Genomic DNA, 26,233 nt, shown 5'->3' with positions numbered 1-26,233 from the left:
GAACACCTGCCATAAAAAGGAATGGGGACCTTATGAAAAACCGATCGACCCGGGTCGCACTCGTTACACTGCCGCTAACGGCAATCGCTGCTGCGGTTATTTCTGTGAATGCAGTGGCACAGGCTGGGGAAGGCGCCCTGGAAACCATCGAGGTGACTGCCCAGGCGGCCAACGCCAGCAGTGATATCGAGCGCCAGCGCCGCTCCAACAAAGTTGTTGCGGTGCAGACTTCCGATGCGATTGGCGAATTGCCAGACGCCAACGTCACCGAAGCACTGCAGCGCATGCCAGGTGTATTTATCGCCCGCGACCAGGGGGAGGGGCGTTTCGTCGGTGTGCGGGGTATCGACCCGAACCTGAATGCGGCGACTATTAATGGGGTCAGCCTGCCCGCGCCGGAAACCGACAGCCGGGCCGTGGCCATGGATGTGATCCCCTCCGACCTGCTTGCCAGCCTGGAAGTATTCAAGACGCTCACGCCGGATATGAGCGCGGACTCCATCGGCGGTGCCATTGAGATCAAGAGCCTGAATGCCCTGGACCAGGATGGCCAGCAGTTCAAGCTGAGTGTCGAGAACAGTTACAGCACGTTGCAGGAGGAGAACAGCCCGAAGCTTGCCGGTACCCTCACCAGGGTATTCGAGCTGGATGGCGGTCGCGAGCTGGGGGTAGCGATTGCCGCGAGCCACCAGGAACGAAAATTCGGCTCTGAAAATGTGGAGACAGATGGCATCTGGGAGGAGCTTACCGCGGAGGATGGCAGTGAGGGCTTTGGGGCCGCCGAGATTGAGCAGCGCGATTACACCGTGACCCGCGAGCGTACCGGCCTGGCCGCCAATTTCGACCTGAGCCTGGGCGAGACCAGCCTGCTTTACCTGCATACCCTCTATTCCGATTTCTCCGATGAAGAAGAGCGCCAGCGTAATTCCTGGAAGCTGGATGAGGAAAATGATAATCCGGCCACTATCACAGCCAGCTCTGCGGTATGGAACGACGCGGCACTGGAAAAGTCGTTGAAGGACCGCTTCGAGGAGCAGCAGATCCTCTCCATGGTCTTTGGCGGAGAGCATGACCTGGGTCAATGGGGCGTTGAATATGCGCTGGGCTACTCCCATGCCGAGGAAGCCGAGCCACACCGCCGCGATACAGATTTTGTACAGGAAGGCTTGCAGCTGGGCTACACCAGTGCCGGGGAAAAACCCACCCTGGCCATCGGTGCTGGTGATGTCGAAGCGGCGATGGATGCGTCCAATTACAAGCTCGACGAGATTGTGATCGAGGACAATTTTACCGAGGATGAGGAGGTCAGCTTCCGCATCGATATCAGCCGCGAAATACAGCTGGCCGGTAACCCTTCCGAGCTGAAATTCGGTTTGCACGAGCGACGCCGGGAAAAGACCGGTGACCTGAATGCCGTGGTTTACGACGATTTTGGTGGCGACTTTACCCTGGCTGATTTCGCCATGAACAATGTCGACTACAGCCTGGGCCGCTTTGGTCCCGGGATTAATATGGGTGGCCTGAATAACTTCATCGACGCCAGCCTGTCCAGCTTTGCAGTGGATGAAACCGATACCGCCCTGGACTCTGCACGCGACTATGCCATGAACGAGGATATTTCTGCGCTGTATGTCATGAACAGCATTGAGATGGACCGTGCCCAGTTGGTATACGGCGTTCGCTACGAGTCGACCGACTTCTCCGCCGCGGGAAACCAGGTGGTTGAGTCCGGTGAAGCCATTCCCGGTGCGGAGCAAGTTGCCGAAGACGTTTATGTTTCCCCGGTGAGTTTTGCACAGGAGTACAGCAAGCTGTTCCCGAGTGTGAACTTCAAGTACGACTATAACGATAATATCGTTCTGCGCGCCGCCTATACCGAGTCCCTGTCGCGACCCGCGTTTGGTGCACTCAACCCGTCACCGGAAACCATTGAATACGATGAAGGCGAGCTGGAGGTGGAAGCAGGCAACCCGGCACTGGATCCCTATGAAGCGCAGAACCTGGACTTCACTGCGGAGTATTACGCCGATGCCCTGGGCATGTTCTCAGCGGGCATTTTCCACAAGCGTATCGATAACTTTATCGTGACCGCAGACGTGGCCAGCACTACGGACTTCAGCCGCTATGTGGGCAGTCTGCCGGTAGAGGACGCGGAAGTCCTGCAGTCGATCAACGGCGACACTGCAACCCTGACCGGCGCCGAGCTGTCATGGACCCGCGGTTTCGATAACGGCCTGCTGTTGCGTGCCAATGCCACCTTCGCAGACTCGGAAGCCAGCCTTGGCCCCGGGGCTGGTGCCGGGCGCAACGACGAGATATCACTGCCCTCACAGGCAGATATAGTGGGCAACTTTATCGTTGGTTACGAGCGCGATGCACTGAGCCTGCGCCTGGCCACCACGTTCAAGGGCGAGCGCCTGCTCGAAGTGGACCTGGAGGATGCCGCGGGAGACCGGTATGAATCCGACCACATGCAGGTAGATTTGTCGGCCAGGTACCGCTTCAGTAACGGGCTCCAACTGACCTTCAGCGGTGTCAACCTCACCGACGAGCCGTTCTTTGTCGAGAACTCTGGCTATAACGGCCAGTATGAGGAATATGGTCCCACCTACGCGCTGGGCCTGACTTACAGCACCTTCTAAAGTCTAGAGTCGGGACAGCAGCGGGATAGAGCCGGGAGCGAATAGCAGCAGAAGCCGGGCCCCCGGGTTGGGGACCGGCTTCCTGTTGCTGATGGGTTGTAACCTGCCAGCCGTGGACCGGGGCAGGAGCTGTCGACAGGTCCTGCCGGCCCCATTCGTTTTTGCCTGCCAGTTTTATTTGCCTGGATTTTGGCGCAAGTTCGCTCATCATTTTGTTTGCTCGCCCCTGTCATTACCCCGACCAGGGACCCCTCGGGCAGCTGGTGGTCACGGGACTATCCCGGCGCGGCGCATAGAGCCCCGCGGGTCATTCTTTTGCCACAAAGCTGGCGTAAATTTGTCATATTCTTAAAGATACTTTGCGGAAAAACGAAGACGATGGCACTCAATATTCTGTCGAAAATCGCGCCGGTTGCCGCTGTGGTGGTGTTGCTGGCGGGCTGTGATAGGCGACCCGGAGAATCCGTGCAGAGCTCGCCCCAGGCCCTCCAGGCTTCCGGCACCCTCGAGCTCTCCGGTGTGGTTTCCAGCCAGGTCGCCCCGTTGGCACTGGGTGGGGAAAATTACCTGCTGCTGGCGAGCGAGGTGCGTGGCCTGGTCCTGCTGCGGGAAGACGGCAGCGAGGCCGCTTCCCTCGATGGCGGCAGTGTCGAGCGCTTTGCCGTGCAGTCGCGCGCGGACGGCAGCTGGCTGGTCGCGGCCTTCGATGAGGACGACGGCCAGGTGCACCTGCGATCACTTGAAGTCGAGCCAAGTAGCGGCCAGCCGGGGATGAAATACCTGGGCATGCTCAAGGTTGCGGCACCGCAGACAGCGCTGTGCTTCTCCCGCCAGGGCAATCGCTCCCACCTGTATACCATCGATGAAAATGGCCTCGGCCATGAATATGTGGTTCACCCGCGCGACCAGGCCTGGTTGTTCACCGAGCTGCGCCCGCTGCACTTCGGCCAGCAGGTCAACAGCTGTGTAGTGGACGACCAGCGCCAGCGGCTGCTGGTATCGCAGCCGCCGCTGGGGGTCTGGAGCCTGAATGCCAGTGCGGAACGCGACGAGGAACGCGCGGTATTTATTGCCGGCGATACCCTGGGCGAGCAGTTCGGCGGTTTGTGGCTGGACGCCGACCGGGACCTGCTGTGGCTGGCCAGCGGCGACCGTGTGGAAGCCTTTCCACTGTCAGGGCCGCGGGGCGAGGCGATCTATAACCGCGCGTTGCAGGAACTGGAACCGGTCTCCATCGCACGGCAGAGCGATGCGCTGTTTGCCCTGGAAGAGGAAAGCAATGCTGTACAGCGTTATGCGGTGCAGCTACCGGAGCCCGGGCCTGCGGAAGAGTCACCGACTGCGGCAACCGCCGCACCGCAGATCCCTACCGTTGGCGCAAGGGCACAGACAGTACCGGTGGCATCCGGTGGCGATGCCGCCGATGACCCGGCAATCTGGGTCAACCCGAAGGACAGCAGCAAGAGCCTGGTACTGGGAACCGACAAGAAGCGCGGCCTCAATGTATACAACCTGTCCGGCCGGCTGCAGGAACAGTTCGTTGTCGGGCGGGTAAACAACGTCGACCTGCGACCGGTGGACAGCGGCCGCTTTGCTGCACTGGCGGCCACGTCGAACCGAACCACGCCGGGCGTAAACCTGTTTGGTATCCACCGCAGTGGCGATGTGGAACACCTGGGGTTACGCGAGATGGGATTGCAGGACCCGTATGGCCTGTGCATGTACCGCAACGACGGGCGCACCATGGTATGGGTATCGGACAAGGATGGCGCCCTGCACCTGGCGGAGATCGAGCTGGGCGATGACCCGCTGGAATGGCAGTTGCAGCCGCGGGCAAAACTGCCGGTGCAGAGCCAGGTGGAGGGTTGTGTCGTGGATGACGAGCGTGGCGTATTGTTCTTCGGTGAGGAGGACCGTGGTATATGGCGCCTCGATATCGCCGCATTCCTGGCCGGCAATGCGCAACCGGAATTGCTGGTGGAAGTCGATGACCGGCAGCTGGTGGCGGACGTGGAGGGTATCGATATTTTCCACGATGGAGAACGCGGGTACCTGGTGGTCTCCAGCCAGGGCAATGACAGCTACGCCCTCTATACCCGCGACGGCAGCGAGTTTATCGGCCATTTTCGGGTCGATATCAACCTGGCGCTGGGTATCGACGGGAGCTCGGAAACCGATGGCCTGGCAGTGACCAGTGCGGCCCTGGGCGACGACTACCCGGGTGGCCTGCTGGTGGTGCAGGACGGGCGCAAGCGCATGCCCGCGGGGCCGCAGAATTTCAAGCTGGTGTCCTGGGCGGATATTGAGGAACAGCTGCAACTGCAGTAACTTCTCCTGTCGGCCCTGTGATGTGTTGGTCGCGGGGTGGGCTGTGATGGATAACCCGGTGATCACCTATGGAAATCGAAGAGAAGATCCCGCTGCTGGAAGAGATACTGGCTGACTGGCGGGAATGTATTGGCCCGGAATACCCGGGCTACCGTAATCACGTCTACCGCATGCTGCATTTCTGCTTTGCACTGCGTGAATGCAGCGAGGAAGAGCGGCAGAAGCTGGTGATTGCCGGCGCCTTTCACGATATCGGTATCTGGGTCGATGATACCGTCGACTATCTCCCGCCCTCTATTACCCCGGCGATGCAATACCTGAAGCACAACGGTCGGGAAGGCTGGTGCGACGAGGTGCGCCTGATGATCAGCGAGCACCACAAACTGCGCCGGTATCGCGGCGAGTACGCACCGCTGGTGGAACTGTTCCGCCGTGGTGACCTGGTGGATTTTTCCTGCGGCCTGGTCCGTTTCGGGCTGGACGCCGGTCTGGTGGAAGAGGTGCGTCGCGCTTTCCCCAATGCGGGTTTCCACAAAAGCCTGGGCAGGCGCGCCCTGCGCTGGCTACCCCGGCATCCGCTGCGGCCATTGCCGATGATGAAGTGGTAGGATAACAATCGCGGCCAGCGGCCGCTCCTATGGCACTTAACACGATCATGTAGGAGCGGCCGCTGGCCGCGACAATTCCCGGGTTATAACCAGGCAGAATTCCAGAACGGATATTCCCCGACGTTTTGTACGAGCCCCGCGCGCAAAGGATTGGCAATCACATACCGTGCCGCTTCGATAACCCCTTCTTCTTTTCGTAGTGCGCGGTCATGGAAGGCGCGCTCCCAAATCGCTTCTTGATGCAGACACTGGTTAACCTGGTATGCACTGGAAGATTTGAGACGCTTGATAAGTTCACTCAAGTCAAAGGAATTTCCAAGCTGTATCAGCCAGTGCACATGATCGGGCATCAATACCCAGGCGAGCATCCTGGCATCGCCCAGTAATGAAGGGTCCTGAAAAGATGTGCAGGCCTGCCGTGCCAATGTGAAATCTTTGAATATTGGTAGGCGCTGGTGAGTGCAGGTGGTTACTAGGTATACCTGCCCGGGCATGGAAACCCGGCCCCGGCGTAGTGAACGATGTCCTTTTCGTGAGTGAGCTATTGGCATATCCATATGCGTGCCTGAGTCGCGGCCAGCGGCCGCTCCTACGGAGTGGCTGGGTTTTAGCGATTGTTATGGCCTAAAAATGCATACTCCACCCCAGCGATGCGGTCTCCACGTCGAACTCGCCGCGCAGCTCGCCGCTGCCGATATCGCTGAAGGTCTCCCACTCGGCCCGCAGGGTCCAGTTGTTGTGGTGGCGGTAGCTGATGCCGGCGCCGTAGCCGTAGTGGAAGCCGTTATCGGTTGCACCACTGCTGCCGTTTACCGGTACCAGCTCTTCGGTGATAGTGCCGTCTTCCTGCTGGAACCGGAACAGGAATTCACCCGCCTGGCGCTCGGACAGTTCCATATTCCAGGCGCCGCCGCCGACCTTGGCAAACAGGCTCAGGCCGCGGTATAGCGGCCAGTGCCCCACGGCGTAGGCGTTGACCAGGTAGGTCTCGAGCTCATCCTCGAGGCGCAGGAACTCGCCGCGCGCATTGCGGAATTCGAAGTCCAGGTCGCTGCTGGCCAGTTGCTGCAGGCTGGCTTCCACCGCGAAGTAGGGGCTCCAGCGCCAGCCGGTGTACAGCTTCCAGGTCTCGCCGCCCTCGCCGCAATTGAGCAGCCGGGCCGGTTCGCCGTTGAAGCTGAAACGTTGCACCCGGTCCGACGCCTGTGGGCAGAAATTACCCTGGCCGGCGTCGCCGACACTGACGCCGACATAACGGTGGGAATAAAAGTCTGCACTGGCGGGCAGGGCAAGGGTAAGGGAGGTGAGTACCGCGAGCAGAACATGGGGCCTGGGCATGGCAATACCTGCATTCGGTTGATATCGGGGTCTATCTTCCCCCAACCCTACGCGGATTGTTTGCCACGGGATGAAATTTGGCGGTTGCTTCCTTTTATCGGCCCGGACGGGCCGGGCGCGAGAGGGTCTCTAGAGTTCCAGCTCTGCCCGCAGTTGCGCCATGCGCTCGGCGTTTTCCGCCTTGCTCAGTGGCTCGCCGGGCTTTTCCTCCAGCAGGGGCTGCTCGGGTGCGGGCAGCGCATCGCCCTCCAGCACCCGGGCGCAGATCTTGCGGTAGTGCTCGGCGAACACCGGGTAGGCCACGTGTTCCGGGTTGTTGGCGAGGAAGAACCAGTTGGCCTCGCGGCCGGCGTGGTAGACCGCCGGGTGGCTCCAGTTGAACGCGGCCTTGGGGCTGGGGGCGTTGCAGGCCTCGCGATAGGCGGCGCGGGCCTCGGGCAGGCCGTTGTCGCCGGCGGCACACAGCTGCAGCATCTTGTGTACCGTGGGCAGGTATTCGCTCTGGCGGATAGCGCGCTTGGCCCCGGCGACGATCTGCGCCGGGGAAAAGGCCGCCAGGGACTCCAGCCACAGGCGCTTGGCGTGGTTCAGGGTCTCGGTGTCGGGGAAGGCCGAATTGAACTGGTTGTGATAGCTCAGTTTCAGCAGGCCGAAGACCTCGTTCAGGGCCCGCTTGCGCTCGTTCAGCTGTTCGTCGCCGGCTCCGCTACCAGTCTGTGTCCGTGACGATGTCGAGGACGGAGCGATCCCGGGTTCTCTGGTTGTCGGTGTGTTGCTGCGTGCCATTGGTCTTTCCTATCGCCAGCTTGTTGCGCTCTGCCCACTGGTAGCGCGCATGGCGGACGAACACGGCGTCCCAGCTCTTGCGCGCCGCATTCTGGCCCCGCCAGTAGATAATAAATTCGGGGACCAGCGACAGGGCGAAGTCGCGGTCTATTTCACACTGGTTTACCAGGTGGCTCAAGCAGTCACCACCGGGTTGCCAGTTGCGTGTTATGGGCTTGGCTACCGGGTTCTTTTCAATGCCCTGGCAGTAGTAGGCCCATTCCTCGCGTGCGTACTCGATAAACAGCTCCCCCCAACGGGCGCTGTGGCCACCGCGCTCCAGCCACTTGTATATAAATTCGGGCAGCAGCTCGGCGGCAAAACTTGGGTTGATCGCCAGCCGGCGCAGCTGCTCCCAGGTGTGCTCGCTGGGCTGCCAGTCACGGGTCATTGGGGTGGGCTTGCGCTTCTCGATAAACGGGGTGTCCTGCTTCTCCCAGTCCTCGGTGACCCAGTCATTGAACTCCAGGTCCCAGGAGATGGACTGCTTGCCGCTGGAGCGGTGGTAGTCGACGAAGCGCTGCAGGGCCCGCTGCACGAAGGTGCTGGGTACGCCCTCGTCCGCCAGCTTGCGCAGGGTGTCCTCACCCGGGTACCAGCCCTGCGGCAGGGGCTGCTTGCGCTGGGCGGTGGCGCGAAATGCCTCCCAGCGGCTCTTGACCTGCTTGAGGAACAGCGAGCCGAAGGAATGCCGTGGTTCGCCGCGCTCGCGCCAGTAGGTGACGAATTCCGGCAGCTGCTCGCGCCAGAAATGCTCGGGCACACCCAGCTGGGCGATACGGGCCTGGGTCTCCCGGTCCGGCTGCCAGCCGGGTCCGATGGTATTGGCGCTGCGGGCGTTGTGTTCCGGGGGCGGTGGCTCCTGCATTCGCGGGGAGTGGTCGATGTGGCCTGTGGACTCCGGGCGCCGGTGTTCGCCGGGCAGGGCAAACTTGAGCTGCATGCTGGTGCCGTAGGGGGCTGAGCCCAGCAGCAGGGCGCCCTGGTTGCGCAGGCTGGTGGCCACGCGCTGGATGTCCGCCGGCTCCCAGAAGGGCAGCAGCAGCTGCAGCTGTTCTCCCTCGGCGGTGTACCACTCCCGTCCCGGGTGCGATTCCGGCTGCAGGAAGGGCAGCAGGTCGCCGAGTGCCGTGAGCAATACCGCCTCCTCCAGGCCGATGGTGGCGGCCAGAGTAGGGGACAGGCTCAGGGGTCTTTCCGGTAGCAGGGGGTGTTTCATGGCGCGATTCTATCACCCCCGCCGCCCTCCCGCAGAGGTCTTCCGGAACCGAAATTGGCCCGTTGCGGGTTTGACTGCCGGGTCGGGGCTGTGTTGTTCTCCGGCACAGTACGTGGTTTCCCCCGATAGGGGGGACCGGGTTTCGCTAAAGTGAAAGTGCGGCCCGTCGTGGGTCGGCCGAACTGGAGACTCGACCATGCAGGCATTCCTGTCCACCTGGCACGAAGCGGCCGTCACCACCCTGGGCCTGTTCTGGATGGCTTTCTGGGCTTTTGGCCTCGGCTACCTGATCAGCAGCATGATCCAGGTATTTGTGACCCGCGAGCGTATGCGGCGCAGCATGGGGGAGGCGGGCGCCGGGAGTGTGGGACTGGGCACCTTCTTCGGGTTTATTTCCAGTTCCTGTTCGTTTGCCGCGCTGGCCACCACGCGCGCCCTGTTTGCCAAGGGCGCCGGGCTGGTGCCGGCACTGGCCTTCCTGCTGGCGTCCACCAACCTGGTCATCGAGCTGGGCATCGTGATCGCGGTGTTCCTGGGCTGGCAGTTTGTGGTGGGTGAATATGCCGGCGGCGTGCTGCTGATCCTGCTGATGTGGCTGGTGGTGCGGTTGACGGCACCGAAGGGATTGGTCAAGAAGGCACGCAAGCGCGCCCGCTCTGCCGAGGAGTCCAGCGACGACGGCGGCGAGGTGCCCGACTGGCGCGAGCTTATCCGCAGCCGCGAGGGCTGGCGCATGGTGGCGAGCAAGTACGTCATGGAATGGCACATGGTATGGAAGGACGTCACGGTGGGTTTCACCGTTGCGGGCATCATCGCTGCCTTCGTGCCGCAGTCATTTTTCCGCAGCCTGTTCGTCGGTTCCGGCGAAGCGGACCCCGCTTTCTGGGAAGTGCTGTTGCAGTGCCTGGTGGGGCCGGTGGCCGCCTTTTTTACCTTTATCGGCTCCATGGGCAATATTCCCCTGGCCGCGGTGCTGTTCGATAACGGGGTGGCCTTTGCCGGGATCATGGCGTTTATTTTCAGCGACCTGGTGGTGCTGCCGGTGCTGCGTATCCAGGCGCAGTATTACGGCTGGAAGATGGCGCTGTATATCCTCGGGGTATTCCTGCTGATCCTCGTCAGCACTGCGCTGCTGTTGCACTACGGGTTCGCCGCCCTCGACCTGCTGCCGGACCCGTCGTCCGCGAAGACGGTGACCGACCGCGAATTCTTCAAGGTGGACTACACCCTGTTCCTGAACCTGCTGTTTGCCCTGCAGGGACTGGTATTCCTTATCTGGCGCTGGAAGGCAAAAGGGCTGCCGGGGCTGAAAACCGACAGCCTGAGTGAGCGTATCTTGCTGGTGCTGGCGACGTTGGCGGTTATCTGGCTGGTGATCGGGGTGCTGCTGCCGGCATAACGCTGCCTTCGATTCCCCATTGCGGTGTCAGGATGCTTGCCCTGCCCCCGGGGCAGGGTTTTATTCTCTGTCGCGTGTCCAAAACATCGAACTGGTCCGCTTGCCTGTGGGCGTAAGTCGCAGCCACGAGAACGCGTCCAGTTGATAACGGAGAGAACATGAGCGCGGAAACAACGACAACTTCGCCCCGGACTTTTCGCCTGGAGGGCGTCACCTGCGCCGGCTGCGTGCGCAAGATCGAGAATTCACTGGGGGCTGTCGAGGGCGTAGCCGAAGCGCGCGTCAATCTGGCGGACCGGACGCTACAGGTGTCCGGTGAGGCCAGTGACGCGGAGTGCATCGCCGCGGTGGAGTCCGCCGGTTACGGTGCCGAGCGGGTGCGCGCCAGTGAGCGGGAACGCCGCGAGCAGCAACATGAGGAAGAGCAGCGCCATTACCGCTCTCTGCTGCTGCGCTGCGCCCTGGCGCTGGGCCTGGGTGTGCCGCTGATGGCGTGGGGATTGCTCGGCGGTGACATGATGGTCAATACGCCGTCGCAGCAGCTGGCCTGGGGCGCCGTGGGCCTGCTGACCCTGGGGGTGCTGGTCTACTGCGGCGGGCATTTCTTTACCGGCGCCTGGCGTGCCTTCCGTCACCACAATGCCAATATGGATACGCTGGTGGCGCTGGGTACCGGCGCCGCCTGGCTGTTCTCCATGGCGGTGGTGCTGGCCCCGCAACTGCTGCCCGAGGCGGCGCGGCATGTCTACTTCGAGGCCAGCGCCATGATCATCGGCCTGATCAACCTGGGGCAGGCACTGGAACTGCGCGCCCGCGGTCGCACCAGCGCGGCGGTGGAAAAACTGCTGGAGTTGCAGGACCCCACCGCGCGCGTGGTGCGCGACGGCGAGGAGCGCGACCTGCCGCTGGAAGAGGTGCGCGTGGATGACCGCGTGCGGGTGCGGCCCGGCGAGAAAATCCCCGTGGACGGTACCGTCGAGGAAGGCAGCAGCCTGGTTGACGAGTCCATGCTCACCGGCGAGCCGGTGCCGGTGAAAAAGGGTGAGGGGGATTTCCTGTCCGCCGGTACCCTGAACAAGAATGGCACCCTGTTGTTTCGTGCGGAAAAAGTCGGCGCCGACACCCGCCTCGCGCAAATTATCGAGATGGTGAAGAACGCCCAGAGTTCGCGGGTACCCATCGCGCGGCTGGCGGACCGCATCTCGGCCATCTTCGTGCCGACGGTAATGATCATTGCGGTGCTGGCGGCGCTGGCGTGGTTCAATTTCGGCCCGGAGCCGCGCGCCGCCCATGTGCTGGTGGTGATGACCGCAGTACTGATTATCGCGTGTCCCTGCGCGCTCGGCCTGGCGACACCCATGTCAGTGATGGTCGGCGTGGGCAAGGGCGCCGAGCACGGGGTACTGATCCGCAATGGCAAGGCGCTGCAGCAGGCGAGCAAGCTGCGCACGCTGGTGGTGGACAAGACCGGCACCCTGACCGAGGGCGAACCGAAACTCACTGAAATCGAAACTGACGATGGCTTCGCCGGTAGTGCCGACGACCTGCTGCAACTGCTGGCGAGCCTGGAGCAGGGCTCGGAGCACCCGCTGGCGGCAGCGGTAGTGGCCGCTGCCCGTGACCGGGATGTCGAATTCCTGCGCACCGAAGAGTTCGAGGCGATTACCGCCCACGGCGTTACCGGCCGTGTCGACGGCAAGGTGCTATTCCTGGGCAACCGCAAACTGATGGAGCGGGAAAAAATTGACGCCGGCGGCTGGCGCGAGCGGGTACAGGAACTCGCGGGTAAGGGCCGCACGGCAATGTACGCGGCGGTGGATGGAAAAATGGCCGGCATCATCGCCGTGTCAGACCCGCTGCGCGAGGATGCCAAAACAGCGGTGACGCGCCTGCAGCAACTCGGCCTGCGCATCGAAATGCTCACCGGTGACAACGAGGGCACGGCCCAGGCGGTGGCACGCCAGCTGGGCATCGACCGGGTGCACGCCGAGCTGCAACCGGAGGACAAGGAAAAAATCATCGGCGAACTGCAGGGCAGTGGTGAGCAGGTGGGTATGGCCGGCGACGGTATCAACGATGCCCCGGCGCTGGCACGCGCGGATGTGGGTTTTGCCATTGGTGCCGGTACCGACGTGGCCATCGAGACCGCGGACGTGACGCTGATGCGCTCCTCGCTGCATGGTGTCGCAGATGCGATCGAACTGTCCCGGGCGACGCTGCGCAATATCAAGCAGAACCTGTTCGGGGCCTTTATCTATAACACCCTGGGGATTCCCATTGCCGCCGGTGTGCTGTACCCGTTTACCGGTGCCCTGCTGAGCCCGGTCATCGCCGGTGCAGCCATGGCCATGTCGTCAGTAACGGTGGTCTCCAATGCCAACCGGCTGCGCTTTTTCAAGCCGCAGGGCAGTGGCAAGAGTAATACAAATGAACCGGCGACCGGAGGGCAGGTGCAATGATGACATTACTGGTGAACGTTACCGGGCTGGTACTGATCGTGGCGATCGTCTGGTGGTTCTGGCTGGCGGAAGCCGGTCGTGAATCGGAACCAGTCCGCGCCACGGATGAGGAAATGGAAGTCCTGGTGAAAGACGGCGTCTACGAGCCGGACCATATTCGCCTGCCGGCGGGCGAGCCCGCCACACTCTATTTTCGCCGCGAAGATCCCAGCCCCTGCGCGGAGTATGTCTTGTTCCCCGACCTGGAGGTCAGTGCACAGCTGGCCGTGGGCGAGCGCACGCCGGTAAGGCTGCCCGCAGCAGAGCCCGGCAAGTACCCGTTTACCTGCCAGATGCAGATGTACCGCGGGTCGCTCAGCATTGAGTAGGGGTTGAATTCGGGCGCGGCCACCTTCAGGTCTGTTGATAAGCGCGTGGGCCAGGCTGTGGCCCCGCACCGGAATTTCCCGATAAGGTGGAGGAACCATGCGTACCGAAACCCTGCAGGATGTCATTGCGCGTACGCGCAGCTTCCATGAGCAGTTGAATAAACGATTACAGGAGGGGCGCGAGGCCAGTGATCGCAGTCGCGTCACGCTCTTGCTGGACTACCTGGCGCAGTTCGAGCAGACCCTCGCCGAACTGGTGACTGCGATAGAGCGGGGCGCGGACGGCAAGGCCCTGAATACCTGGTGCTACGAGTACCTGCACAAATACCCGATCGATCATATCGATGTCACGAGCATCCCGTCTCTGGAGGAGGACCCGGACCGGGTCATGGAAGTGGTCATGAATTACCACAATGAGGTGATTGGTCTCTATCGTTTCCTGCACCGGCGCATGGAGACCGAATCCTCGCGCGAATTGATGGCCAACCTGAAAACGCTCGAGGAGCAGCAGACCATGCAGATGATGCAGGCTGCGAACCGGCTGCAGGACGCCTGAGGCCGGCGCCGAAGCGTCAGCCTGCGTAGTGTGGCGGCGGTACGTTCCGCTGGTGCGTGCCGTTCCCTGGCGTCCTGCAAAGGTGCTTTCTGCACCCGCTGGTTGCAGGCTGTATGTCGCGCGAGGGGCCGGGTATTCCTCAATTGGTAACCTGTTGATGCAAATCAATCGTTGCGGGCGCGAGGAGCGGTAAATTTCCAGACACCGGGTGCCCGTGACCGATTCGGGCGCTACGATAACAACTGTTCCATTTACGATTGTCCGGGAGTCCCGATGCAGGTTGAAACTCTGGAAGATGTGCTTGACTGGACCACGGCATTGCACCGGAACCTCTCCGGGTGCCTGGCGGATTGCGCAAAAGCGAACGACGATAAACGTGCCAGCATGTTGCTGGATTACCTGGCCGAGCATGAGCAGCGGCTGTCTGGCCTCGTCGACCAGTTCGAGGTTGGCGCTGAAACCAGGGCGCTCAACACCTGGTGCTACGACTACATGGACAAGCATCCAATCCTTCACAGCACGCGCTGCGACGCGCCCTTCCAGGACATGGACGCGAAAGAGATCATGGATGTGGTCTCCGGCCAGCACCAACAGGTGATCGACCTGTACCGCTATCTTCACGCCAGGGCCGACATCGATGCGACCCGGGACCTGATGGAGAAGCTGAAGTCACTGGAGGAGCACGAGGCCATGCAGATGACCCAGGCTGCCAATCGCCTGCTGGACCTGTAACAGGGTTTGTATTCGGCGTAAGTAGCTGGGGTTTCGCGCCGGGAATCACAGCAAACGCAGAGGGAGACAGGATGAAACTGAACGCCGCCAAATTTGGTCTTGCTGCAGCGATCAGCTTTGGAATCGCATGGCTGGTCTGTGCGCTGCTGGTGGTGCTGATGCCAGGGATGATGATGAGTATGTCCGGGGATATGGTGCATATGGACCTGGCCGGTATGGGCTGGGACCTGACTCTCCCCGGTGTGCTGGTTGGCCTGGTGGCCTGGTCGGTCAGCGCCGGTTTAATTGGCTGGCTACTGGCCCGGGTGTACAACCGGCTGGTCTAGAGGCCGGTGAGCGGTTCCGTTTTGCCGCTCTTTGCGCCGGCCCTGGCCTGATCCGGTTGTGGCAGTGGGTTGAACTTATTTGCTGGACCAGTGTATCTGCACAATCTTCCATCCCGAGTCCATGCGCCTGAGTACCAGTGTCTCCATGGCCAGCAGGTCGAGGGGCTTGCCCTGGTAGTCACCCTGCAGCCTGCTGCGGCCGTAGGCGTAGGCCAGTTCCCGGCCCTCCTGTACCTGCAGCTCCAGCTGGGTCGGTTGTAGCTGTTGCAGGAATTTCATATCCGCACCCAGGTGGTGGCCGGCGTATTCCTCCCGGGACCGCTCCACCTTGCCGCCCTCGAAAATGACCACATCCTCAGCCAGGGCGGCGAGCACAGCTTCCCGGTTACCAGTGCGCAGTGCGCGGTGGAAGGATTGCACGGCCCTGCCGGCATCCGAGTCCTGGCCGGAATACAGTGGGGTATCCGCTTGCTGTGCCTGCTTGTTTCCGTGTGCGGCGACGCCGAATGGGAGCAGGGCCAGCAGCGTGAGCAGCAGGACCCGGGTGGTGGTGCCCGGTAAAGAATCACGCGTCATAATGTTGTTCCTTCAAGTTTATTTATTTTTTTGCGGTGGCGGTCAGTGCCCCGGGCCGGTCAGTGTGGACAGCAGGGCGGTGGCCAGGAGGATCGCAGTCCCCACCAGCATCTCGGCGCGGATACTTCCGGAGAGCCCGGCGGCGGTGTTGGGCAACTGCGGCACCAGCCGCCATTTGTTCTGGGCCGCGAGCAGCAACAGGCTGGCGACCAGGGCAAGTTTCACCAGCATCGCCAGTCCGTAACTGCCCTGCACCAGGGCGCCGAAACCGCCGAGCAGGGAATACAGCACCCAGGTCCCGCAGATAACCAGCAGCGCTACAAGCCAGGAGGCCTGCTGTCCGAAGCGGGCCATGGCAGCGCCATACTGTGCGGGATCACCCTGGCGGCTCAGGCGCCAAAGGGGGTAGAGGGCACCCATCCACCAGGCGGCGAGCCCCGCGTGCAGCGACAGGGCGGCACGTACCCACAGGGAGGACTCGGCAGTATGGCCGCGCCAGCTGAATGGCAACAGCAACAGCACCGCCGCTACCAGCCACAGTATCGCGGCAGCCCGGTTCCTCCCCTGCAGCAGGCAAATGGCGGCAAGCGCCGCCACGGCAAAACCGGGAACCAGCAGCAAGGCCACTTCGCCCGCCGGGGATTCCCACAGGATTGACAGGTAAAGCGGGTCGAACATGCCGGACAGGCCGGCTTCCGCGAATGTGCCTACCTGGAGCAGGAATCCCGAGACGGTGAACAGCAGGCCGGCGATCGCGGCGGGCAGCAGGTAGGTCCGTGCCTGCGGGCGGACATCACCCCGCGGTGTCCACTGCAGGACGGCGGCTGTGCCACCCACACATACCGAAAGCGCGCCGTAGAGCAGCCACTTGTTCAGCGCAAACGCTGCGGCCCACACGACTTATTTTTCCGCGACGATCTTGAACGAGAGGTTGCCGGTCATCTTGTGGCCGTCGCCTCCCATCGCCATCCAGGAAACCGTATAGTCGCCCGCGTCCAGGGCCGGCAGTGGCAGGCTGATATCTCTCTCCGCCACCGCGCCGGGCATAAAGGCCAGCTTGACTTCACCCCGATCGGTCTCTTCCAGTGAGACCCGCATCAGGCGGACCTTACCGGAAAATTGCAGCTTGAGTTCCACCGGCGGTTGGCTGAGTTCATCGCCGTCAGCCGGGCTGGAACCCTGCAGGCCGGTATGGGCGAAGAGCGCGGTACTGAAAAGCAGTGTGCCCAGTGCCAGCAACCTGGCGAATGAAGCTTTAAGCATGGTTAAACTCCCACGGGTTGTTTGTGCATTATTGGAATCGGTGGGGCCCCGGGCACCCGGGGAGCAACGTCCCGAAAGGTGCCCGGTTGCCCGGCCTAGAACCAGGCGTGTAGCCCGACCACCCAGGTGGTCTCGCCGGTGGACTCGCCCTCCGCGCGCAGGAAGTCGGCGGTGTTGCCGAATTTCTTCTCGTAATTCACGCCGATATAGGGCGCGAACTGCGGGGTGAATTCATAGCGCAGGCGTAAACCGGCCTCCACATCCGACAGGCCGGATCCGGTGTTTGTGTCCGGATCGTCCTGGCCATAGAAATTCGCCTCTACTTCCGGGCTCAGAATCCACTGTTGCGTAAACAGCAGCTCGTATTCCGCCTCCAAGCGCAATGCCGTATCACCATCATCACTGACAAAAAGTGCCGAGTCCACCTCGAAGAAATAGGGTGCCAGGCCGTTAAAGCCGATTGCGCCCCAGTTCTTGCTGTCACCATCCTCCAGCTGGAAATCATGGCGTACGCCTACCTGCAGGTCCCAGTAGGGCGCGATCGCGCGGCTGTACAGGGCCTGTAATTCGGCGTTTTCGGTGCTGCCTTCCTCGCGCTCCACTTCGGTCTTGAGCCACAGCTTGTTCCTGTCGCTGCCAAACCAGGCACTGCCCTCAAGGGCGCTGCCCTCATGCTCGCGTACTTCCAGCTGGTCAATGGTGACCTTGGTCAGCAGGACCTCGTGATCCATGACATGGTCGGGCTGGTCAGGGGCATGCTCCAGGTTAGCTGCCGCCGGCACCTGCATATCGCCATGGTGGCCGTGGTGCTCCCCGGATTGCGGCATGGAGTGGCCTTTGTGGGCCCCGTGGCCACTTTCACCTTTCGGCTCATCGCCCGCCGCAGTCGTTGCTCCGGTGTTATGTGACTCGTGCGCGCCGTGACCCTGGTGATCCATGGCATCCTGCGCCAGGACCTGGGATGTAACGAACGCGCTGCAGAAAAATACCAGTGTTTTCAATTTCATCATCGCGCTCCTTATACGACCCGCACTTCGCGGAACATTCCCGGCATGTGGTACAGCAGGTGACAGTGGTAGGCCCAGCGGCCGTAGGCATCGGCGGTGACCAGGTAACTGACCTTGGAGCCGGGCTGTACCAGGATGGTGTGCTTGCGCGGAATGTATTCGGCGTCGCCGGTTTCCAGCTCGCTCCACATACCGTGCAGGTGGATCGGGTGCGTCATCATGGTGTCGTTCACCAGGGTGATGCGAATCCGCTCGCCATATTTCAGCACCAGCGGCTCGGCATCATTGAACTTGATGCCGTTCATCGACCACATATAGCGGTGCATATTTCCGGTCAGGTGCAGCTGTAATTCCCGGGTGGGTTCGCGTCGGTCGAGGGTCGGCGTCAGGTTGCGGATATCGCTGTAATTGAGTACCCGCCGGCCGTAGCGCTCGGCGTGGTCGCGCAGCCCGATACCCGGGTCGTGCAGGCCGTTGGCCGGCATTTCCGAGCGCATGTCCACGCCGTAGCCGTGCTCACTGGGCAGGTGGACGATCGGGCTGTTACTGCCGTGGCCGGCCCGCCCCAGGTCGTTTGTATGCCAGACCCCCTGCATGCCGCCGAGTTCCGGGCGACCGCCGTGCAGGCTGTAACCCTTCATGTCCGCCTTGTGCTGGCTGTGGTCCATGCCATCCATGGTGCTACCGTGCTGACTGTGGTCCATACCGTCCATGTCGGCACCGTGCTGGCTGTGGTCCATACCACTCATGTCGCCGTGGCCGCTGTGGTCCATTTTGCCTGCCGCCTTGTTCATGTTGTGGCCGCCATGGCTGCCGTGCCCCATGCCCATGTCGCGGTGTCCCAGCACCGGGGCGTAATCCATCGCCGGAACCTCGGCCCGCAGGGAAGGGTCCGCGGTCAGGGTGCCGCGGGCGTAGCCGCTGCGGTCGATGGTCTGGGCAAACAGCGTGTAAGCGTGGTCGCCTGCCGGTTCCACCACCACGTCGTAAGTCTCCGCAACACCGATGCGGAATTCATCCACCGTGACCGGCTCGATATTCTGGCCATCGCTCGCCACGACAGTCATCTTCAGGCCGGGAATACGAATATCGAAAATCGACATGGCCGAGCCGTTGATAAAGCGCAGGCGGACTTTTTCGCCGCGCCGGAACAGGGCGGTCCAGTTGGCGTCCGGTGTCTGGCCATTCATCAGGTAGGTGTAGGTGTAACCGGTAACGTCGGAAATGTCGCGGTCGGACATGCGCATGTCGTTCCACATTTCCCGCTCGCGCCAGGTCTGCGCCACCCCCTTTTCGCGAATGTCGCGCCACAGGTCTCCCGCTGTGCGCCGGCGACGATTGTAGTAGTGGCCTTCCTTTTTCAGCCTGGCGTAGATGTCGTGCGGGGATTCATCGCTCCAGTCAGTCAGCATCACTACGTAGTCGCGGTCATAGGCCACCGGGTCGGGTTCGGCGGGATCGATGACGATGGCCCCGTAGTGGCCCTGTTGTTCCTGGAAGTCGGAATGGCTGTGGTACCAGTAGGTGCCACTCTGGTTTACCGGGAACTGGTAGGTAAATGTTTCACCGGGCTTGATGCCGTTGAAGCTGAGCCCGGGGACACCATCCATATTGCTGGGCAGGATCAGGCCGTGCCAGTGGATGGAAGTGTCGTGGGCGAGATGGTTGGTGACATTCAGCGTGACGGTCTGGCCTTCTTTCCAGCGCAGGATCGGCGCCGGTACACCACCGTTCACCGCCACTGCGGTGCGGTCGCGGCCGGTAAAATTCACCGGGAGGTAATTGACGCTCAGGTCAAACTGGTTTCCCCGCAGGGTCTGGGGAGCGGGGTTCGTTCTGGGCGCACCCGCGGTGAGGCTGCCAGGCATGCCCAGCAGCGCCGCCCCGGCGGCCATACCGGTCACAAAGCGGCGCCTGGAGATCTGCGGGAACCCGACCGGTTGAGGATCTGTTTTTTTCATTGCACACCTCAGTACTGTTGTTCTGCGCTGTCGATCTGTGCGTACACGCTCTCGCTGCCATCTTCGTGCAGCAGCATGATGGCGTAGGGAGTGAAACGATCGCCCACTTCCATGCCCGGGCTACCCAGGGGCATTGCCGGCACGGCCAGGCCGCGCGCACCGGCGGGTGGGTGTTGCAGGAACTGGCGGATGTAGCGGGCCGGTATATGGCCCTCGAACACGAAGCCTTCGGCTGACACACTGGTGTGGCAGGACTGGTGCCGCGGCGCGATCCCGTGCTGGCCCTTGACCGCATTCAGGTCGTCGACATTTTTTGCGGTCACTGCAAAGCCATTGTCGCGGGCGTGTTCCACCCACTTCCCGCAGCAGCCACAGGTGGCGCTCTTGAAGGTTGTAATGGGGATGTCTGTCGATGCTGCGGCAACGGCCGGGCCTGCCGCACCGGCTTTCTCGCCGGTACAGGCGGCAAGGAGGAGGGCTGCCAGGCTGCCGAGCAGGGTGGCTTTCACTTTGCGATACATAACTGGATATTCCATAAATATAATTCGGGTGGTCGCAGCAATGGCGGCACATGGGGCCGGCCTGCAAACGCGCGCATGCCGGGGCAATGCCGTCCTGCTACGGAGTGTTCGGTTGGGATTGCGCCTTTTTACGGGCGCACTGCCCCTGTGGTCAGGCAGTTATGGGCGGGCGGAACTCGCTTTCCGGGACTGGAGAGGAGACGATTTCCCGGTAGGTGCTGTCGGAAACGGGGCGCAGCGGTTGCGAGGCGCAATCCTCCGCGACGGGAACTGCCGAGGCGCAGTGGCCAGGACAGCAGGTACATTCCTGGGTGCAGTCATCGCCGGCGGTGGCCGGATCCGCACAGTGGTCCCGGTTGTCGCTCACCGGGTCGATATTACTTTCACCGCAATGATCCATGCCTGCCATGCCGGCAGTGCCTTCCGCAGGAGAGGCTTCTCCCGGGCCGGAAAGGGACACCGCCGCGGGAACCTGGCCGTGCATGTCCACGCACGCCTGGGCCGCCACCTGTCCGAAGACGGTGACCAGCATCAGCAACAGCAATGTCCGTGCGGTGAATTTGTACATTAAATGTCTTGTCCCGTAAGTCCGGAAGCCTGGTTCGCGAAGAGACCCGCCGGAGATTAGTGGCTGCGGGAGCGCATTGCAAGGCACTCCCGCAGCCGACTGCTCAGCGGTCAACCGCTTCAGCAGCCGAAGTCATCAAACGCGATCTGTTCCCGCGGTACGCCCAGTGCCGTGAGCATGGCGATGCTCGCCTTGAGCATGGCCGGGGGGCCGCAGAGGTAAAACTCGCACTCGTCCAGGTCCTGGTGTCCGCGCAGGTACTGTTCCGCCGCAATATCGCTGATGTAACCGGTAGGGCCGGACCAGCGGTCATCCGGGTGCGGTTCCGACAGTCCCAGGTGCCAGTGGAAATTGGGGTGCTCGGCCGCGAGGGTATCAAACAGGTCCCGGTAAAAAACCTCGCGAAGACTCCGAGCGCCGTACCAGAAGTGGATCCTTCGCCGGCTACCGCGGTTGCGCAGCTGGTCCACGATGATCGAGCGCAGCGGTGCCATGCCCGCGCCACCACCGATCAGGATCATTTCCCGGTCGTTGTCGCTGGCGTGGAAGCTGCCAAAGGGGCCGCTCAGCTGTACGCGGTCACCCCTGGTGAGGTTGAACATGTAGCTTGAACCGGCGCCGGCAGGCACTGCGGCCTGGCCCGGGGGCGGGGGCTGGATGCGCACATTCAGGGAAATGATGCCCTCTCCGTCGGTGCCGTCGAGGGCCTCGCCGGGGGCGCTGGCCATCGAGTATGAGCGCCGCAGGGGCTCGCCGTGCGCGCCGGCAGGGGTGTCGTGCCACTGTTGCCAGTCGTCGCGGTAAGCGGGCTCCACAATCATTTCTCCCAGCCGCAGCTGGTGTGGGGGGATCTCCACCTGCACAAAACTGCCGGCACGGAAGGAAAAGGGCCCGCTGCTGTCGGGGCGCAGCCGGATTTCCTTGATAAAGGGCGTCAGGAAACGGCTTTCAACCACCTCGGCCTCGAACTGGCCGGCCTGCAGCACGCTGTCATCCAGCACCAGGCGGGTTGCGCCGCTGGCGCGCTGCTGGCAGGCGAGGCGGTAACCGGCGGAGAGCTCGGATGGGGACAGGAGGGCCTTCTCATTGCCGGTGACTGGCGTGTCCGCCGGCATCTGCACCAGGCAGAGGCCACAGCTGCCACCGCCGCCGCAGTTGGAGGGCAGCTGCACGCCGTTGGCGGCGAGGCCCTCGAACAGGCTCACGCCGCTGGGCAGTGCCAGCTCCTGCACCGGCGCGGCGGCCCGGTCAAGCAGGGTTACGGCCACCTTACTGCGGCGCAACTTTGCCACCAGGTTGAAGTCGTGGCGGCTGAAGCTGGAAAACAGTAGCAGGCAGCCGGAGATCGCCATCAGCAGGGCGCCGATGCCGAAGGCGATCACGAACGGGTTGTTGAAATCCTGCCGCTCGGTGTAGTCCATGATGTGCAGCATCCAGAAGATGTCGAACAGCCGCCAGCTGTCATTGCGGCGCTCCAGTATCCGCCCGTCCCCGGCGGAAATGTACAGGGTCGTGCCGAACTCATCGGCGACATCCACCCGCCAGATGGGACCACTGTGGCCACGTGTTTCCATGGTGGCGGACTCGAGCATGACGGGTTCGCCGACCAGGCTGTCGTCACCGGCATAGTCCCGTGCGGCGATATCGGCGGCCGTGGTGGCGTCGATGGCCAGCAACCCGCCGCTGCGGGCATCGCGCAGCTGGATTCCCTCTGCAGTTTCCACCCGGTAGACCGGGCGGTCCAGGCCCGGTTGCAGGCGAATGGAGAATACCGCCCCGCTGTCCAGGCGGCGGGCAATTTCCGCATGGGAGAGCAGCGATTGTTGCGGCGCGATAGCCTGCGCCGCCTGCCGTTCGGCCAGGTGACGACCGCTGACAATGCTGGAGTCCAGCAGGGCAAAGGCGAGGCCACTGGCCAGCCAGATCGCGAGCTGCAGGCCAATGACCAGGCTCAGCCACTTGTGGGCTGTCTTGACGAAACTCATCGTGCACCTCCCGCCTGCGGGCTCGCAGCCACGCTATCGCGGCGGCGCCCGAAACTGTAGAACAGCAAAACCAGGCCGGCGATAACAGCACTGAGGCTCACCAGGGTGATGGTCAGCAGCAGCGGGTTGTGGATGTCCGCGCGCTCCTCGTAATCCATGATGTGCAGCATCCAGAAGAAGTCGAACGCGCGCCAGTAATCATGGCGCCGGGTAACCAGCGCACCGGTGTCCGGGTGGATATAAAAACTGGTGCCGTAGCGATCGTCGAAGTCGACACGCCACAGGGGCAGCAGGCGCGACTGGAGCTCGGTGGGAGGGTTTTCCTCGATCAGTTGCGCGCTTCCGGCAGCTATCTCGCCGGTATAGTAGTGCTCCGCCAGCTCAATGGCGCGGTCCCGCTCTATGGGGGATACCTCGATACCACTGCGGGCATCAACCAGGTGCGCACCATCGTTATCGCGCAGGATGTAGAACGGTTTCCCCTGGATGGCCTTGAGCTGCACCGACAGGGGGTCGCTGTACTCGCGCAGCAGGTCTTCGGTGGGAACGAGTTGCGCAGTGTTGTCCGGTAGTGGCTCACGCAGGTTTTTTACCAGGTGGTCGCCGTGGATAAAATCCAGGTCCATCACCACCATGTAGACGCCACTCAGGGTCCACAGCAGGGCCTGGATACCGACAAACAGGAACAGCCATTTGTGGATCTTCCTGGAAAGTGATGCCGTTTTCATGATTATTTTTCTCTGGGTTACAGCTGGTGAGAAAGTAAACAGCAGGCGGGAGTGTACCTCCCGCCGCCGTGAATGTCCCGGCTGCTTCAGTCGAAGCGGTAGGTCATGCGCATATAGCTGCGCATGCCGGCCAGGTCATAGGTCATGGTATCGGTATTGCCGTCCGTCCAGCTGGCAACCCGCGGCGCTTCCTGGTCGAACAGGTTGTCCACGCCCACGCTCATCCGCAATGCGTCGCTCAGGGCATATGAGAACTGCACATTGTGGTAGAAGATACTGGGCATGCTGGAACCGATGCCGCTGTCCGCATTGAAGTCGTCACCCTCGCCGATCATGCGGATCGAGTAGGTGCCGCTCCACTGGTTGCCGCGTGTGGTCAGCGAGGTGTTGGTGCGCCAGTGCGGGTAGCCCCCGTTGCCACTACCGATGTAGCCGGCGAGCACAAACGGGGCGTCCCCCTCGAACGCCACGGTCTCGTACTCCTGCAGGTATGAGGCCTTGAAATCCAGGGTGTGGGACAGGCCGGCGAAATCGAAATCGTACAGCGCGCCGAAGTCGATGCCCTGCATGGTTTCCCTGCCGGTGTTGAACTTCTGCGTGGACAGGTAGTTCACATCGCCGTTGACCGGGTTGCGGGTGTGCTGGTCCGGTGCGCAGAAAGCGTGGCCGAGATTGGCCGACTCATAGCACATGGCCAGCTTGGTGGAGCCGGACACTTCGCGGATGGCATCGTCGATTTCGATATCGAAGTAGTCGAGGGTCAGGGACAGGCCGTCCAGCGGCTGCAACACCAGGCCCAACGTGAAAGTTTCGGCGCTCTCCGGCGTCAGGTTCTGGTTGCCGCCCCGGTCGGTCAGGATAGTGGTGCCCAGCTGGGTATAGTTCAGCGGCACACCGGCATCCCGGCAGTTCTGGTAGACAGTGCTGGACGGGTCCAGTGAGGCGTAGTCCGAGCAGGGGTCGACGGTGGTCAGGTTGCCCTCGGAAACGCCGCCGAACAGCTCCGGTACATTCGGCACGCGGAAGGCGGTGGTCATGGTGCCGCGCACCTTGAGCATGTCGTTTACCTGCCAGTTGAGGCCCGCCTTGTAGGTGTCCTCGCCGTCGAACAGGTCATAGTCGGAGTAGCGCATCGCCAGGTCCAAATCCAGCGATTGCACCAGTGGCAGTCCGGCCAGCACCGGCACCAGCATTTCCGCATACACTTCGCGGGCCTCGGTGGAGCCGGAGATCGGGTCCGCCTGGTTGCCCAGCGCGTAACCCGCCTGCACAAGTGAGTCGGGTTTGCGCCAGCCGCTGTCCTCGCGCCATTCGATCCCGGTGGCAAAGCCGACGGTACCGGCAGGCATTTCGAACAGGTCACCATTGACGTGGGCACTGATGCTCTTCTGTTCGTTGCCACCGGTGCCTTCCTGGTTGAAGACGATATAGTCGAGTACATCGCCGGTCACGTCCCCGTAGCCAAGGAAGTCAGCGCAGGGGATACCGTCCATGCCGCACAGGCTGGGGTCGAGGGTTTCGCCCACACGCTGCATGTTGATGTTGTTGGCGATAGCGTCGGTGGCAGTGTTGCGTCCCCAGTTGAAGGCGACCTCATAGCCCCAGTTGCCGTTGATATCGCCCTCGATCCCGGTTACCGCGCGCCAGGTATCAACCTCCTGGTAGAAATCTCGCGCGCCGTTTTCCAGCAGGCGACGACGCTCCAGCACGAAATCAGTACCGGTGGGGTTGGTGGGGTGGTCCGCGGAGTAGGCAATGCCTGACAGGCTTGCCGGGGAGGCCGGCTGCATGGACTGGCGGTTGGTGAACATCAGTTCGGTGAACAGGGTGGCCGAGTCGGTTATGTCGAAGTTGCCCAGGGTGGTGAAGCTGAAGCGTTCGATCGGCTGCACCGCATTGAAATAGGGGTTGTAATTGAAGCCGTGTTTGGCGCCATCGTAGCGCTCGTAAAAGTCGCCGTTGCCACCCGGGTCCTGGTTGAAATTGATCCGGGTGGGCTCGGTCAGCACGGTACCGTCGGCCAGCACGGCCCCGGCCGGCAGGGTGGCGCGACCACCAATGGTCGATGAACTGCCGCTGCACTCGGTATAGCTGTCACCGGTCAGCGGGCAGGGTACGCGGTCGACCAGCGGCGAGGGGCCGTTGTCCTGGTAGCTCATGTTGACCATCAGGTTGCCGCGGTCACCGGAAACGCCCCAGGTCAGGTCGAGCACGGTTTCCTCGCCATCGCCGAGGGCAGTCTGCCCATACTTGCCTTCGATCTCCAGGCCATCGAATTCCTTCTTGGTGATCAGGTTTACAACGCCCGCGACAGCGTCAGCGCCGTAGGTGGCCGAGGCACCGTCCTTCAAAACCTCGATGCTGGAAATCAGTGACATGGGAATCATGGACAGGTCGACGCTGCTGTTGGCGCCAGTGCCGCCGTTGACAACCCGACGGCCATTGACCATTACCAGCGTGCGATTGATGCCCAGGCCGCGCAGGTTGATCTGCGGCGTGCCCCAGCCGTTTGACGTCCAGTAGGCATTGGTCTGGTTGCCGCCGAAGCCCGCTGCCGCAGGAATGGATTGCAGCAGGTTCTCCAGTGAGCTGTGACCGGTGGCTTCGATGGAAGCCTCGCTCAGGACGGTTACCGGGCCGACACCCTCGATGTCAGCGCGCTTGATACGTGTGCCGGTTACGTTCACTTCCTCTATCTCCGGCTTGGCAACAGTGCTGTCGTCCTGTGCCAGCGCCAGCTGGCCATAACCAGCGACTGCAGTGGCGAATGCAAGGAAGAGAGGCGTTCTTGTCAGTGTTTTACAGGGACGAGTCATTGAGTTGT

Annotated in this window: 23 protein-coding genes; 9 read left to right on the top strand and 14 right to left on the bottom strand. The window is 62.3% G+C overall.

The window, feature by feature from the left end; genetic code table 11:
• The first annotated feature begins 32 nt into the window (after positions 1-32).
• The 3 genes from LVE68_RS07475 (at position 33) to LVE68_RS07465 (ending at position 5,578) form a co-directional block, all read left to right on the top strand.
• The gene (locus LVE68_RS07475; protein WP_233006399.1) at positions 33-2,642 is read left to right on the top strand and encodes a TonB-dependent receptor; all 2,610 of its coding nucleotides are present in this window, start codon (positions 33-35) and stop codon (positions 2,640-2,642) included.
• 378 nt (positions 2,643-3,020) lie between these two features.
• Positions 3,021-4,970, top strand: a complete 1,950-nt coding sequence (locus tag LVE68_RS07470; RefSeq protein WP_233006398.1) for a phytase — start codon at positions 3,021-3,023, stop codon at positions 4,968-4,970.
• 68 nt (positions 4,971-5,038) lie between these two features.
• Positions 5,039-5,578 carry a hypothetical protein gene (locus LVE68_RS07465; protein ID WP_233006397.1) on the top strand — a complete coding sequence of 180 codons (540 nt, stop codon included), beginning with the start codon at positions 5,039-5,041 and terminating at the stop codon, positions 5,576-5,578.
• An 83-nt stretch (positions 5,579-5,661) separates the two neighbouring features.
• Here LVE68_RS07465 and LVE68_RS07460 read toward each other — a convergent pair whose 3' ends face one another.
• From LVE68_RS07460 to LVE68_RS07445, 4 genes are all read right to left on the bottom strand, one after another.
• Positions 5,662-6,129, bottom strand: a complete 468-nt coding sequence (locus LVE68_RS07460) for an REP-associated tyrosine transposase (RefSeq protein ID WP_439651227.1) — start codon at positions 6,127-6,129, stop codon at positions 5,662-5,664.
• A gap of 73 nt (positions 6,130-6,202) precedes the next feature.
• Positions 6,203-6,916, bottom strand: coding sequence for an outer membrane beta-barrel protein (locus tag LVE68_RS07455; RefSeq protein WP_233006395.1), 714 nt, complete (start codon positions 6,914-6,916; stop codon positions 6,203-6,205).
• A gap of 129 nt (positions 6,917-7,045) precedes the next feature.
• Complete coding sequence (locus LVE68_RS07450; RefSeq protein ID WP_233006394.1) at positions 7,046-7,702, bottom strand: replication protein P; 657 nt, start codon at positions 7,700-7,702, stop codon at positions 7,046-7,048.
• Positions 7,623-8,960: a DnaT-like ssDNA-binding domain-containing protein gene (locus tag LVE68_RS07445; RefSeq protein WP_233006393.1), complete on the bottom strand. Its 1,338-nt coding sequence runs from the start codon at positions 8,958-8,960 to the stop codon at positions 7,623-7,625. Before LVE68_RS07445 ends, LVE68_RS07450 begins: the two co-directional genes overlap by 80 nt.
• Positions 8,961-9,156: 196 nt before the next feature.
• Here LVE68_RS07445 and LVE68_RS07440 point away from each other — a divergent pair, with 196 nt between their 5' ends.
• From LVE68_RS07440 to LVE68_RS07415, 6 genes are all read left to right on the top strand, one after another.
• Positions 9,157-10,359: a permease gene (locus tag LVE68_RS07440; RefSeq protein WP_233006392.1), complete on the top strand. Its 1,203-nt coding sequence runs from the start codon at positions 9,157-9,159 to the stop codon at positions 10,357-10,359.
• A 158-nt stretch (positions 10,360-10,517) separates the two neighbouring features.
• A complete protein-coding gene (locus LVE68_RS07435) occupies positions 10,518-12,818 on the top strand; it encodes a heavy metal translocating P-type ATPase (RefSeq protein ID WP_233006391.1) in 2,301 nt (766 codons plus the stop codon).
• Entirely contained in the window at positions 12,815-13,186 is a 372-nt protein-coding gene (locus LVE68_RS07430) for a cupredoxin domain-containing protein (protein WP_233006390.1), read from the top strand. The genes LVE68_RS07435 and LVE68_RS07430 overlap by 4 nt, the downstream gene beginning before the upstream one ends.
• A gap of 97 nt (positions 13,187-13,283) precedes the next feature.
• Positions 13,284-13,742, top strand: a complete 459-nt coding sequence (locus LVE68_RS07425; protein WP_233006389.1) for a hypothetical protein — start codon at positions 13,284-13,286, stop codon at positions 13,740-13,742.
• A gap of 273 nt (positions 13,743-14,015) precedes the next feature.
• Positions 14,016-14,474 (top strand): ATPase, encoded by a 459-nt coding sequence (locus LVE68_RS07420; RefSeq protein WP_233006388.1) that lies wholly within the window; start codon positions 14,016-14,018, stop codon positions 14,472-14,474.
• A 71-nt stretch (positions 14,475-14,545) separates the two neighbouring features.
• Complete coding sequence (locus LVE68_RS07415) at positions 14,546-14,800, top strand: DUF5676 family membrane protein (RefSeq protein WP_233006387.1); 255 nt, start codon at positions 14,546-14,548, stop codon at positions 14,798-14,800.
• Positions 14,801-14,875: 75 nt separating this feature from the next.
• Here LVE68_RS07415 and LVE68_RS07410 read toward each other — a convergent pair whose 3' ends face one another.
• The 10 genes from LVE68_RS07410 to LVE68_RS07365 form a co-directional block, all read right to left on the bottom strand.
• A complete protein-coding gene (locus tag LVE68_RS07410; RefSeq protein ID WP_233006386.1) occupies positions 14,876-15,376 on the bottom strand; it encodes a YybH family protein in 501 nt (166 codons plus the stop codon).
• A 42-nt stretch (positions 15,377-15,418) separates the two neighbouring features.
• A complete protein-coding gene (locus LVE68_RS07405) occupies positions 15,419-16,273 on the bottom strand; it encodes a CopD family protein (RefSeq protein WP_233006385.1) in 855 nt (284 codons plus the stop codon).
• A gap of 3 nt (positions 16,274-16,276) precedes the next feature.
• Entirely contained in the window at positions 16,277-16,639 is a 363-nt protein-coding gene (locus tag LVE68_RS07400; protein WP_233006384.1) for a copper resistance CopC family protein, read from the bottom strand.
• Between the two features lie 95 nt (positions 16,640-16,734).
• Positions 16,735-17,646: a copper resistance protein B gene (locus LVE68_RS07395; protein ID WP_233006383.1), complete on the bottom strand. Its 912-nt coding sequence runs from the start codon at positions 17,644-17,646 to the stop codon at positions 16,735-16,737.
• 11 nt (positions 17,647-17,657) lie between these two features.
• Positions 17,658-19,607, bottom strand: a complete 1,950-nt coding sequence (locus tag LVE68_RS07390; RefSeq protein WP_255701166.1) for a copper resistance system multicopper oxidase — start codon at positions 19,605-19,607, stop codon at positions 17,658-17,660.
• Between the two features lie 8 nt (positions 19,608-19,615).
• Complete coding sequence (locus LVE68_RS07385) at positions 19,616-20,128, bottom strand: DUF411 domain-containing protein (RefSeq protein WP_233006382.1); 513 nt, start codon at positions 20,126-20,128, stop codon at positions 19,616-19,618.
• 151 nt (positions 20,129-20,279) lie between these two features.
• Positions 20,280-20,696: a hypothetical protein gene (locus LVE68_RS07380; protein ID WP_233006381.1), complete on the bottom strand. Its 417-nt coding sequence runs from the start codon at positions 20,694-20,696 to the stop codon at positions 20,280-20,282.
• A gap of 119 nt (positions 20,697-20,815) precedes the next feature.
• Positions 20,816-22,681, bottom strand: a complete 1,866-nt coding sequence (nqrF, locus tag LVE68_RS07375; RefSeq protein WP_233006380.1) for an NADH:ubiquinone reductase (Na(+)-transporting) subunit F — start codon at positions 22,679-22,681, stop codon at positions 20,816-20,818.
• Positions 22,678-23,409: a hypothetical protein gene (locus LVE68_RS07370; RefSeq protein ID WP_233006379.1), complete on the bottom strand. Its 732-nt coding sequence runs from the start codon at positions 23,407-23,409 to the stop codon at positions 22,678-22,680. Before LVE68_RS07370 ends, nqrF begins: the two co-directional genes overlap by 4 nt.
• Positions 23,410-23,495: 86 nt before the next feature.
• A complete protein-coding gene (locus tag LVE68_RS07365; protein WP_233006378.1) occupies positions 23,496-26,225 on the bottom strand; it encodes a TonB-dependent receptor domain-containing protein in 2,730 nt (909 codons plus the stop codon).
• Positions 26,226-26,233 lie beyond the last annotated feature (8 nt).

Origin of the sequence: Microbulbifer sp. YPW16, from assembly GCF_021290385.1 — a bacterium.
Lineage (GTDB): Bacteria > Pseudomonadota > Gammaproteobacteria > Pseudomonadales > Cellvibrionaceae > Microbulbifer > Microbulbifer zhoushanensis.
This window is presented reverse-complemented; position numbering and strand designations above follow the sequence as displayed.